The sequence below is a fragment of the Nitrincola iocasae genome (genome assembly GCF_008727795.1).
Classification (GTDB): Bacteria; Pseudomonadota; Gammaproteobacteria; order Pseudomonadales; family Balneatricaceae; genus Nitrincola; species Nitrincola iocasae.
This window is the reverse complement of the sequence record NZ_CP044222.1, coordinates 1,347,840-1,359,771: the sequence shown is the minus strand read 5'-3', so window position 1 is coordinate 1,359,771 and position 11,932 is coordinate 1,347,840. Positions and strand designations below refer to the sequence as shown.

Here is an 11,932-nt window from a genome sequence, read left to right as displayed (position 1 = left end):
GTAACTCGTATACTTAGAACTCTTCCCACTCATCCCCATTGGGTCTGTTGGGAGGAGACGCTAAGCGTTTGGCTGGTTTAGCTAGACCAGGTTTTACTCTTGCTGTTTTTGCCGGTGCACGAGCAGCTTGTAACCTTGGAGTCTGGCGCATCAATACAGGCTGCTCATCCAGTTTAAACACGGCCACTGAGGTCGCCAAAGAGCCAGCTTGCTCTTCCAGAGACTCCGCAGCCGCAGCCGCCTCTTCTACCAATGCAGCATTCTGCTGAGTGACATCATCCATTTGGGTAACCGCCTGATTCACCTGTTCAATTCCTTGACTCTGCTCTTCCGAAGCCGCTGAAATCTCACCCATCAAATCTGTTACTCGTTTAACCGAAATAACAATCTCTTCGATGGTTTTGCCGGTTTCAGTCACCAGGTCGCTGCCCTCATGAACTATATCCACTGAACGACTAATCAACTCTTTGATTTCTTTAGCTGCAGCCGCTGATCGCTGTGCCAGTGACCGTACTTCGCCGGCAACCACAGCGAAACCACGCCCCTGCTCTCCGGCGCGAGCTGCTTCAACAGCTGCATTCAATGCCAAAATATTGGTCTGGAAAGCGATGCCATCGATCAGCGTGGTGATATCAGCAATTTTGCTCGAGCTTTCACTGATTGCATCCATGGTTTTAACCACTCGACGGGCTTTTTCACCACCACTTTCAGCTACCCGGGCAGCGCTTTGAACCAGCTGATTCGCCTGACGTGCGTTATCCGCATTTTGCCGAACAGTCGAGGTTAATTCTTCCAGACTGGATGCAGTTTCCTCCAGACTGGAAGCCTGTTCTTCGGTACGCTGTGACAAATCGGTGTTTCCGGCGGCTATTTCCTGTGCAGCGGTGTTAATTGCATCCACGGACTGTTTGATCTCGCTCACCAATGATTTCAGATGTTCAACTGTCGAATTGGTACTCGCTTGCAGTTCGCCAAAGGCACCGCGATAATCACCGGTGACCTGCTCAGTCAACTCACCTTTTGAGAGGTGATTCATGACGCGCATCACTTCCCGCAAACCCGTGTCAGTCACTGTCATCAACCTGTTGACGCCTTCACCCAGACGCTTAAAAAATCCCTGTAGGCCTTCTGACTCAATACGCGCGCTAAAATCACCCTGTGTTGCCTTTTCAACCAGATCGGTCACACTTCTTTCGACAACAACCTCCTCGGTACGATCTTTCCATTCTACAACGGATCCCAAGCGGTCTCCTTCGTCATTAAAGATCGGATTGGCTACCAGGTCGAAAGTACGGCCGCCAAGATGCACGGTTGTTTCATGCTTATCCTGCAAGACTGACAACATCTGACGCTGGTGGGCAGGATTTTTGTGGAAGAGATCGATACTGTTACCGACCAGATTTTCTACATCAAAACGTGGTAAATCCTGACGGATATCATCTGCCGCCGTACGGAACATATCCAGCACCGCCGGGTTCATATAGATGATTTCAAAACCGGCATCTGCAACCATCACATTGGCAGATACGCTGTCGAGTGCATTTTTAATCCGCAAATTAATATCAGCTACACGCCTGGCTTCAGTAATATCTATGTTTAGCTTGGCTTGCATGCTGTCTAATGACAGCAGCACTTTCCCTATCTCGTCATGGTTATCCACTCTAATAACATTATCCAGCTTACCTTCGGCGATATGTCCAAAATAGCCAACAGTGCGATTAAGTGGATTAACAATCGCACGAATCAGTAACCAACCGATGAGCGCGGACAACAACACACCCACCACAATCATCGCTATGATGGTATTCCGAGTACGGTCATACTCAGACAATGCGGTATGATACTCCTGTTCGGCAACTATCGCCTGCAGGTCCAGCAACGCTGTTGCCAGATCATAAGCCTTATTGAATGCAGGGTTAACGACACGGATCATATGCATATTACCCTGACGAAAGCGGCTGTCTTCAAATAGATCTACGGCCACCAACAGACCGTTTTGTACAAAATCACGTCGGGCTTCGGCAAACCCCTCAGCCAGAGTGCGCTCCTCGGGTGTCAGGTAAGTCTGCATGTAGGCGTCCCAGGTTTGGGTAATCGCCTCAATATTCTCGCGTACCCGGTCAGTATGCTGCTGGATTTCATGATTATGCAGGGTATGTTCTTCGAGACGCGGATCATGCATTCCCGCCAGTTGCAACTCGATGATATTGCGTTGCATCATGTATTCGATATCAGCCAGTTGGTGTGAAGGAATCAGACGATCGTCAAATACTGTTTCCAAGCGCAACGCAGCGCTTTGCATGCCATTGAGCCCCATGGCACCGATTGTAATCAGCAAGACTGACAATAGACCGATGACAAAAATCAACCGGGCTTTGACACTGATATTTCTCATTCTTTTCTCCTGAAATCTACACGCCGGCTAGCTGATCGATCAAACCCATTTCCTGGCTGGTCATCAGTTTCTCTATATCCACGACTATAGCCATGCGCTCACCCACGGTGGCTAGACCTAATAGATACTGGGTGTCAAAACTGGCACCGAAATCGGGAGCGGGACGTATTTCATCCAGCTTCAATGCCACCACGTCAGATACTGAGTCGACCACCATACCGACAATTCGCTGGCCCAGGTTGAGAATAATCATCACAGTGAATTGATCATAAGTAGCATTACCCAAATGAAACTTCAGGCGCATATCGACAACCGGCACGATGACCCCGCGCATGTTGATCACACCTTTTATGTAGTCTGGTGTGTTGGCAATACGGGTGACAGCATCATAGCCGCGAATTTCCTGTACTTTGAGGATATCGATAGCATACTCTTCGTCGCCCAGAGTAAATGTCAGGTACTCCCCGGCTTGATTTAGTAATGGGTTATCCTGTGTTTCTTCTGTCATAATTTCACCTCAACCCTTCTGCAACTGGTTATCTGTGCTGTGCATACGCGCCAGTTTGTCGATATCAAGAATAAGTGCCACACGCCCGTCACCCATGATGGTTGCACCGGAGATTCCATCCACCTTGCGATAGTGTGTTTCCAGACTTTTAATCACCACTTGCTGCTGTGCTATCAACTCATCTACAAATAGCGCCACCTTGTCGCTGTTGGTCTCGACCACCACCAGAATACCTTTTTCAGGTTCAGTGACCTCGGGTTCCAGATTCAACGTTTTATATAGCTCCAGTAACGGCAGGTACTCACCGCGCATCTGCACAACCCGGCCTTTACCTGAAACCGTTTTCAACTGCTCTGGTTCAGGCTGAAAGGATTCAAGAATACGCGTCAGTGGCAAGATGAAAATTTCCTTACCAACCCGTAGCGTCATACCGTCCAGAATGGCCAGAGTTAAAGGCAGGCGCAAACCAATAGTCGTGCCGACACCAGGTATAGATTCAATCTCAACCTGCCCTTTCATCTCTGCAATATTACGCTGCACTACATCCATCCCCACACCCCGCCCAGAGACATCGGTCACCTCTTTGGCGGTTGAAAACCCGGGTGCAAAAATTAACTGCCAGACTTCTTTATCTGTAGGATTTTCCGATATGGCTAGATTTTTCTCGCGGGCCTTTTCCAGCAGTTTTTCGCGGTTCAACCCAGCCCCATCATCCACAATTTCTACCAGAATACTGCCACCCTGATGGCTGGCACTGAGTGTAATCGTCCCCTCTTCAGGCTTCCCAGCAGCTCGCCGTATTTCTGGCGTTTCAATACCATGATCAATACTGTTGCGCAGTAGATGGGTCAGTGGATCAGCAAGTTTTTCAATCAGCCCCTTATCCAGTTCAGTTTCCTCACCTACCAACTTTAAGCGCACTTTTTTATGCATTTTCTGAGTTAAATCACGCACAACACGTGGAAAGCGCCCAAACACAAAGTTAATCGGTAACATGCGAATAGACATCACCGCTTCCTGCAAATCGCGGGAGTTACGCTCTAAATTAACCAGACCGTTATGTATCGATTCATACTCCACCGAATCCAACTGTGACGCTGACTGAGCCAACATTGAGCGTGTTATCACCAGTTCGCCGACCAGATTAATCAACTGATCAACTTTTTCAACGCCGACTCTGATCGATGTTTCAGCTTGATGTTTGGGAGTCTCTGAACGGTTTTTTTGAGCCAGGGAGACCTGGGACTTCTGCATCGGCTGATTTGAGATGGCATCCGCTGACGAAGAGGCTACCGGCAAACTGGCCTCATCCACAAAAAAACCATAACCTTGCTGTTGCTCCTGAGCTGCAGCCTGGTTGGCGGGCAATTCATCTAGCTCTACAAAAAAACCAAAACCCTGCTCAGCCTCATTCTGAGCCTGTTGCGCTGGTAGCTCGGCCTCATCAACAAAAAAGCCAAAACCCTCATCTTCTTCAACGGCATCGTCCCTGAGCTCGGGCTGAATAGTGACCTCTGATGGCTGGCATATAAAAGCGAAAATTTCACTGATAACATCAGGATCTTCCGGGCCCTGCAGCCGCCAGGATATGTGACTATTGGGTTGTTGATTGATGACACTAAGCTGACCCAGCGCTGCCAGGTCTTCACTGACTGCATCAATGGAAGCAGCTCCGGAAAAGATATCACTTTGAGGATGCAAATCTATCAGCCAGATCGGCGCAGTCACTGATTCAATTTCTGCATAGGTTGTTTCTGAAGCAGCAGGTGGCTCAGCGAGGACGACACTTTCATCACCCAGCCTGAGTAGTTCGGCCCGAACCACTTCAATCTGTGCCTCATCGACCGGCGAGCCATCCTGATGCGCTTCCAGCATGGCACTGAGCAGATCACAGCAGCTCAGGAAGGCGGAGATCATCTCATCAGTGACCGCCAAAGTTTGCTTACGCAGCTTATCTAGCAGAGTTTCCAGGGCATGGGTCAGAGAGGCAATATCACTAAAGCCAAAAGTACCACTGCCACCTTTGATTGAATGGGCCGCCCGAAAAATAGCATTAAGATCTTCCAGGCTGGGGTCTTCAACATCAAGTGCCAGCAGCAGTTGCTCCATGGTGCCAAGATGTTCGTAGGCCTCATCAATAAATACCTGATGAAACTGACTTAGATCTATATTCATGCTGCCACTTCCTATCGCAGATTCAACCGATCACCTTGCGTACAACCTCGATCAGTTTCTGAGGATCAAAGGGCTTAACCAGCCAACCGGTCGCACCGGCAGCTCGACCCTGTGACTTCATGGTATCGCCTGCTTCAGTCGTTAGTACCAGAATGGGAACAGAACGATAAGCTGGCAACGCTCGTAGGCTTTTAATCAGAGTCAGCCCATCCATATTAGGCATGTTCTGATCGGTCAGAATCAGATCAAAGCGTCCTGCCTGAGCTTTTTCCAGCCCCTGCTTGCCATCTACCGCTTCTGTGATGGTGTAGCCGGCACCTTTAAGTGTAAAGCTGACCATCTGTCGAATAGATGCCGAATCATCAACAGTCAGTATGGATTTCCCCATGGAATGCTCCAGGATTAGTTCTAAATTAAACGCACTATAACCTTAAATGCTATATGGTTTCACTAGATACTGCATATTTTCATACGCGAATAATCAAAAATTCTAGAGACAGCAAACCCAGGGTTCAAATCAATGATGATGTCCGTCCGGACCGTGTGCGTGCCCATGAGCAAGCTCATCAGCTTCCGCCTGACGCAAGGAGTCAATCCGTATAGCATAGCTAAGAGTCTGACCCGCAAGCGGATGATTGGTATCCACCTGAACCATAAAGCGTCCAGGTTTCAATATGGTGACATGCCGTGGTCCCTGATCAGTCTCTACCAGCGCTACCATACCGGCTTTCCAGCTTCGCACTCCCTTAGGCAAACCCTGTAAATGTTTAACCGGCACTTTGATCTGCTGGTCATCTTGCCGTTCACCATAAGCTTCTTCAGGTCGCAGCGTCACATCGAAACTATCGCCAGCCTGTTTACCCAACATAGCCGCTTCAAGCCCCGGAATCATATTATTGTGCCCGTGCAGATAGACCATAGGCCGATCAATTTCATTTGTCTCAAGCACTTCACCTTCAGCATTACGTAGCGTGTAAAAAAAACTGACGACTGTGTCATCTTGTATCTGTGTCATTGCACCTTTCCTGTTATGTATATCAAAACAACTCGGCTTCATTATTTACAAAACTTCGTGCAGGTTGGATTTGTCCCTGCGCTAACAATTCATCATAGAAGCAAACACGGTTTTTACCATGATGTTTAGCAAAATAGAGTGCTTTATCCGCCCGATCCAGCAATGCATGTACTACATCGCCGGGATGTACTTCCACTGCCCCAAAACTCACAGTAACCCGCCCAACCTGCGGAAATTCAAAAGCGGCAACCGCTTGACGAAAACGCTCAAATGCTGTTCTGGCACCTTCCATATCAACATTTTCAGTAATGACGACAAATTCCTCTCCACCGAAACGAAACAGCAAGTCACTTTCACGAAAAATATCGCGCATGATCTGTGAGAGAAGCAACAACACCTCGTCCCCGTAGATATGCCCCAGGTTGTCATTAACCAGTTTAAAATTATCAATATCGATCAGACCTAACCAATAACTGATATCAGTATCGGCTTGCTGACGACGCTCATCATCCACAAACGGATACGCCGCTGTGGCTGACATGCCGATTACGCGCTGGATACTTTCATCAAAGGTTTTGCGGTTTAACAACCCGGTCAACTGATCACGCTGGGCATCTTCAATTAACTCACAGAAATTACGATAGATCTGCAAAAGCCCTTGAATTAAGCGAACATCATTAGGTGTCGCAGGACGCCGGGCCTCTATCACCAGACATACACTCAACACCTGAAAATCCAGGGCCGGGTAGGCTGACAAGCTATTGCCATTCACTAACCGGGAATGATACGGAGCACTGATACGACGTGCCATACGCAGTGCACTGAACACCTCGGGTTGCTCCGGTTCTTTACTACGGACTGTACGATTACTTTCATGGCAACCATCGTGTCCATATCGCATAGTGAAGCGGACATCTCCGTCTGAGTCATACTTGAGCATCATTACCTGCTCAGGTCGAAACAGTTCATAAACAGTTTTCAACAAACTGAATTCCAGCAGTTCCAGATCACGTATCGATGTCAGGGTAGCGAGGCGATCAAGCAGATGGGGGTTTGCGTTCACAACAAGCCTCTTCTTTGTCTGATTACATCAATTTTTCTAATTACGTCAATTCATTGTAATAATGGTATGCTTTGATTCTATCCCTAGCTGTCATCTCACACAATTTAAAACACAGGTACAGGTTACATTATTTTCATGCTGATAATTGATATAGAAGCTTCAGGTCTGGACCCTGACCACTCCTATCCTATTGAGGTTGGTGTATACAATACTGAAAAGCCAAGCAACTCCCTGAGCTTTCTGGTAAGACCTCATCCAGACTGGTCGCACTGGGATGACGTAGCTGAAGAGATTCATGGTATCGAACGTGCTGAGTTGTTCCGTGACGGCATTGCACCGGACATCGCGTGCGATCAACTCAATCATTACATCAGCCAGCATGCTGATTCATTTAACCGCGTCATCTCTGATGCACCTGACTTTGACTTTATGTGGCTACGCCGTTTATTCAGAACAGCTCAACGCCGTATGCAGTTCAAACTGGCCGGGATCGATGCCGTGCTACACCCCAGCCGTCAGGCCATGCTGTTTGCCGAACTGGAAAAACAGCAGATGCCGCACCGCGCTTTGGCCGATGCCAAAATCATTGGCGATATTCTAATGGGTCATTCCACACCCTCTCGCCACTAGACAAAGGTCCACCAAGTCTATACAATTTGCGCTTCTTTATGAGGCATTGCTGCTTAAATGTGTGCGGCCCGCCTCTTTGCTAACTGAGCGGCACGTTTCACAAAACACCTCTCTTCTATCAGGTATAAATCACAGCATGTCCAATACTGAAACTCTCCCCACCAATTTTGGTGACCTGGGTCTATCTGCACCTATTCTTGCAGCACTGAACGACGTAGGTTACGAAACACCCTCCCCAATTCAAGCTGGCACGATTCCTCCCTTACTGGAAGGACGTGACTTATTGGGTCAGGCACAAACAGGCACAGGGAAAACTGCTGCGTTTGCCTTACCCTTATTGCAGCGTCTTGATCCATCAAAAACGTTTCCACAGCTATTAATCCTGGCGCCAACTCGCGAGCTGGCACTCCAGGTAGCAACGGCTTGCGAGCGCTATTCCAAGCATCTGACCGGTATACGCACCCTGTCTATCTATGGTGGTCAGGGTTACGATGAGCAGCTGCGTGGTTTACGCCGCGGCGCGCATGTCGTCATCGGTACACCAGGTCGTGTAATGGATCATATTCGTCGCGGTACCCTGGCACTGGATCAACTTCAGACACTGGTACTGGACGAAGCTGACGAGATGCTGCGCATGGGCTTCATCGACGACGTCGAATGGATTCTGCAACACACCCCGGCTCAGCGTCAGATCGCACTGTTTTCCGCAACCATGCCGCCAGCTATCCGCCGCATCGCTGACAACTATCTGTCAGATCCGGCCATCGTGAAAATTGTTAACAAAACAGCCACGGCCAGCACCATTCGCCAGCGCGTCTGGACCGTACGTGGTATGACCAAAGCCATGGCGCTCACACGCCTGCTTGAACTGCGTGAACACGAAGGCGTTCTGGTATTCGTGCGCACCAAAAATGCGACTGAAGAAGTTGCTGAGCAACTTACCCGCGCAGGCTTCCCGGCCGCCGCACTGCATGGTGATATCGCCCAGAATCAACGTGAAAAAGTTGTCGATAAACTCAAAAGTGGCGCCCTGGATATAGTCGTCGCAACCGATGTTGTGGCTCGCGGCCTGGATGTTGAGCGCATTACCCATGTGGTCAACTTCGACATTCCTTACGATGCAGAATCGTACATCCACCGCATCGGACGTACTGGTCGTGCGGGTCGCTCAGGTGATGCCATCCTGTTTGTTGCACCTAGAGAACAGCGCTTGCTGCAGCAGATTGAACGCACCACTCGCTCTCCGATCGAAACATTGGAATTACCAACCGCTAAAGATATCAATGCACTGCGCATCACTCGCCTGCAGATTGAGCTGGAAGCTGCAGCATCTGACTGTGATCTATACCTACCATTGATCAAGCAGTTTGCGGAAAGCACCGATCTAACCCCAGAGCAAATGGCGGCGGCAGCACTGAAGCTGCTGTACAAAAAGACCCCGCTATTTATGGATGAACGCGAACCTGCACCTGTGCGTGAAAAACGCACTCGTGACGCCCGTGACGAGCGCGGTGGTGACCGTAAGCCAGCGGCCCGTCGAGCCCGTGGTAATGATGCCATCTCTGAAGGCATGCAGCGTTACTGGATAGGCGTGGGTTATCAGCATGGTGTGAAGCCAGGCAATATTGTTGGTGCTATTGCCAATGAAGCCGGTGTCGAAAGCCAGTATATCGGTCGCATAGATATCAGCGAGAACTTCAGCACTGTCGATCTGCCTAACAGCATACCGGCACCGATGCTACAAATCCTGAAACGCGCACGCATCTGTGGCCAGCCACTGAATATCCGTCCCTGGTCAGACGACCTGCCTTCGGACCGCGATAGCCAGCCAGCCAAGCCCAAACGCAAAGCTGCACCGCGCAAAAGCAACGGCAGCAATAGTCGTGAGCGCTCACGCGCTTAAATTGATGAGTGGGCAGCTAAGCCAAGCCTAGCTGCCCACTCGACACCAGCCAACTGCTAACGTTATATTACAACGATTTTGCAGACTGGACTCTCATTTGCGACAGAAACTGATCATCACCCTGACCACCGTTCGCGGTTCTCGTCAATACACGCTCAGTCAGCTTGCTGGCTACCTGGTAGGCTTGTTTCTACTGCTTTCTGCTCTAAGTTTTTTTATATCCAACCTGCTTCTGGTTAAAACCCGGGATGATCTACAGGGATTGGAACAAGAAAAAATCACTCTTGAAGAACAATTCACCGAAGCCCTGGGTACGCAACAACTGTATCTGGAAAATTTGGCTGAGTTAGGTTCTCGCTACTCTGAGGTTTTCTACCAACGCGCCCAACTGGAAGAAGAAAAAATACGTCTGGATGCTGACCTGACAGAGATCGAATCCATACTGGGTGTACTGACGGATATTCCGGAGGATACTACTCAGGTTGATCGTTCTGCTCTTTTGCAAGCGGCTACCGTACAACGTCTGTTTTTGCTGTACAGCATCCCCAACGGTCTTCCAATCAAAGGCACACGTATAGGTTCCGGCTTCGGCACCCGGGTACACCCGATTACCGGACGACGGACCCCTCATAACGGCCTGGACTTTCCATCTGCCAGAGGTACTCCCGTATATGCTACAGCCGATGGCATCGTGGAAAAATCCGGTTATGATCAAGGGTCTGGTTTTGGTAATCTGATTGTACTACAACATAATTTGGGTTTTAAAACCTACTATGCACACCTGCAAAAGACTGAAGTAGAATCATCGCAATATGTGCATAAAGGTCAACTGATCGGCTATAGTGGTAACACCGGGCGCTCGACAGGACCGCACTTGCATTACGAAGTCCGGCATTTATACACACCGCTTGACCCTAAACATTTTGTCGATTGGGGCTTGGACAATTTCGAATCACTTTTCAGTAATATAGAGGTTGTAGCGTGGGAATCCTTAAACGCCATGTACCCCCTAAACCAGGGCGGGCCACAGTAAGCATAATTGCTCGCGGTAACCGCTTTTCCGGTGACACTCGCATCAGTGGTAAAATGCATGTAGATGGTACCTTTGAAGGGCATATCGTCGCCGAAGATGACGTTTCGATTGGTATCTATGGTCTGATAACCGGTAGAGTCCGTGGCACTAAAATTTTTGTCAGCGGTAAACTGGAAGGGGATGTTATCTGCGACCACCTGTTTATTGAATCAGGCGGTCAGGTTAATGCCAGAGTCTGTTGTGCCGATATGAAAGTTGATCAAGGCGGGGTTTTTGTCGGGGAGCGCAGCCTTCCTGAACCGACACTCGGCATCCATTCCATTGACATATCTGAAGCCGAACAATACGCCGAACATAACGATATTTTTGCGTCATTGCCGGAACGTATTACACTCAGTAAAAAGGTTAAATAATGTGTGAACTGCTTGGCATGAGTGCCAATGTACCCACAGACATCTGCTTCAGTTTTACCGGTTTGATGCAACGTGGTGGCGGCACGGGCCCACATAAAGACGGCTGGGGGATAGCCTTTTATGAAGGCTGCGGTCTGCGTATTTTCCACGACCCTGCACCAAGCGCGCAATCACGTATTGCCCAACTGATTGCTGAATACCCGATTAAAAGCCGCATAGTCATCAGCCATATACGCCAAGCCAATGTCGGCAAAGTCTGCCTGGAAAACACCCACCCATTTGATCGTGAACTTTGGGGACGCAAATGGTGTTATGCACATAATGGCCAACTGGATCCTGAAATCTTTAACTGGCCATTACAGCACTACTTCCCAGTGGGCTCCACAGACAGTGAATATGCGTTTTGCTGGTTACTGGATCAGATACGTAACACCTTTCCAACACCCCCACAGGACTATGCGACTTTGACAGGTTTTATTCACCGGTGTTGTGAAACTTTACGATCATTGGGTGTTTTTAACCTGCTATTGAGTGAGTCTACACATCTGTTCACCTACTGCACCACCAGGCTTTGCTGGATCACCCGGCAATCGCCCTTTGGAGAAGCACAGCTAAGTGACTGTGATGTCGCGGTTAACTTTGAAGCCGTCACCACTCCCAATGATATTGTCACGGTTATTGCCACCGACCCACTGACCAACAATGAAACCTGGTCAAAACTGGAAACAGGAGAAATGGTGGTTTTTGTTGACGGAAAAGTCGCAAGACGTTTGCATACTACGCCCTGACATACGACA

11 protein-coding genes are annotated in these 11,932 nt (G+C 49.1%); 5 read left to right on the top strand and 6 right to left on the bottom strand.

The annotated features are described in order from the left end of the window. Window positions 1–13: 13 nt before the first annotated feature. From F5I99_RS19875 to F5I99_RS06170, 6 genes are all read right to left on the bottom strand, one after another. Window positions 14–2,395: a methyl-accepting chemotaxis protein gene (locus tag F5I99_RS19875; RefSeq protein WP_151054152.1), complete on the bottom strand. Its 2,382-nt coding sequence runs from the start codon at window positions 2,393–2,395 to the stop codon at window positions 14–16. A 16-nt stretch (window positions 2,396–2,411) separates the two neighbouring features. Then, a complete protein-coding gene (locus F5I99_RS06190) occupies window positions 2,412–2,903 on the bottom strand; it encodes a chemotaxis protein CheW (protein WP_151054151.1) in 492 nt (163 codons plus the stop codon). 9 nt (window positions 2,904–2,912) lie between these two features. Continuing rightward, window positions 2,913–5,078 carry a chemotaxis protein CheW gene (locus tag F5I99_RS06185; protein ID WP_151054150.1) on the bottom strand — a complete coding sequence of 722 codons (2,166 nt, stop codon included), beginning with the start codon at window positions 5,076–5,078 and terminating at the stop codon, window positions 2,913–2,915. Window positions 5,079–5,100: 22 nt separating this feature from the next. After that, window positions 5,101–5,466: a response regulator gene (locus tag F5I99_RS06180; RefSeq protein ID WP_151054149.1), complete on the bottom strand. Its 366-nt coding sequence runs from the start codon at window positions 5,464–5,466 to the stop codon at window positions 5,101–5,103. 129 nt (window positions 5,467–5,595) lie between these two features. Continuing rightward, a complete protein-coding gene (locus F5I99_RS06175) occupies window positions 5,596–6,093 on the bottom strand; it encodes an FKBP-type peptidyl-prolyl cis-trans isomerase (protein WP_151054148.1) in 498 nt (165 codons plus the stop codon). A gap of 22 nt (window positions 6,094–6,115) precedes the next feature. Further along, the gene (locus F5I99_RS06170) at window positions 6,116–7,156 is read right to left on the bottom strand and encodes a GGDEF domain-containing protein (protein ID WP_151054147.1); all 1,041 of its coding nucleotides are present in this window, start codon (window positions 7,154–7,156) and stop codon (window positions 6,116–6,118) included. A gap of 135 nt (window positions 7,157–7,291) precedes the next feature. On the opposite strand from F5I99_RS06170, the gene F5I99_RS06165 reads away from it, so the two are divergent. The 5 genes from F5I99_RS06165 to F5I99_RS06145 all read left to right on the top strand — a co-directional run bounded on the left by F5I99_RS06165 (window position 7,292) and on the right by F5I99_RS06145 (window position 11,923). Beyond that, the gene (locus tag F5I99_RS06165) at window positions 7,292–7,786 is read left to right on the top strand and encodes a 3'-5' exonuclease (protein WP_151054146.1); all 495 of its coding nucleotides are present in this window, start codon (window positions 7,292–7,294) and stop codon (window positions 7,784–7,786) included. 136 nt (window positions 7,787–7,922) lie between these two features. Beyond that, window positions 7,923–9,689 carry a DEAD/DEAH box helicase gene (locus F5I99_RS06160; protein ID WP_151054145.1) on the top strand — a complete coding sequence of 589 codons (1,767 nt, stop codon included), beginning with the start codon at window positions 7,923–7,925 and terminating at the stop codon, window positions 9,687–9,689. 97 nt (window positions 9,690–9,786) lie between these two features. Further along, window positions 9,787–10,722 (top strand): M23 family metallopeptidase, encoded by a 936-nt coding sequence (locus F5I99_RS06155; protein ID WP_151054144.1) that lies wholly within the window; start codon window positions 9,787–9,789, stop codon window positions 10,720–10,722. Continuing rightward, entirely contained in the window at window positions 10,671–11,135 is a 465-nt protein-coding gene (locus F5I99_RS06150; protein ID WP_225307576.1) for a bactofilin family protein, read from the top strand. The genes F5I99_RS06155 and F5I99_RS06150 overlap by 52 nt, the downstream gene beginning before the upstream one ends. After that, window positions 11,135–11,923 carry a class II glutamine amidotransferase gene (locus tag F5I99_RS06145; RefSeq protein WP_151054143.1) on the top strand — a complete coding sequence of 263 codons (789 nt, stop codon included), beginning with the start codon at window positions 11,135–11,137 and terminating at the stop codon, window positions 11,921–11,923. Before F5I99_RS06150 ends, F5I99_RS06145 begins: the two co-directional genes overlap by 1 nt. The last annotated feature ends 9 nt before the right edge of the window (window positions 11,924–11,932 follow it).